Raw genomic sequence first — 288 nt, 5'->3', positions numbered from 1 at the left:
AAAACGGACTTCAACATCCCATCCATTTACCGTAACATACTCATCCACAGCTTTTACTAAACGTTGGATTTGTTTTGGTTTTACAAAGTCTTGAGGATTTCCAAAAGTATCTGTGGACCTTGTTTTGAATTCAATTATGGCTAAAACATCAGCTTTTTGAGCAATAATATCTACCTCAGCTTTATCAAATCGATAATTTTGTTCTATTATATCGTACTTGTTTTCAATTAAAAAATCTACAGCTAGTTGCTCTCCTTTTTTACCAAGTTCATTATGACTAGCCATTAT

The 288-nt window shown here is 32.3% G+C and carries 1 protein-coding gene; it reads right to left on the bottom strand.

What is annotated here, in order from left to right:
- A partial coding sequence (locus tag V6251_RS15360) for a YraN family protein (RefSeq protein ID WP_341589023.1) occupies nt 1-285 on the bottom strand: 285 nt, incomplete at its 3' end.
- Nucleotides 286-288: the final 3 nt, after the last annotated feature.

Source organism: Olleya sp. Ti.3.14, from assembly GCF_038154885.1.
Lineage (GTDB): Bacteria > Bacteroidota > Bacteroidia > Flavobacteriales > Flavobacteriaceae > Olleya.
The sequence above is the reverse complement of the archived record's forward strand: the minus strand, read 5'-3'. Positions and strand labels throughout refer to the sequence as shown.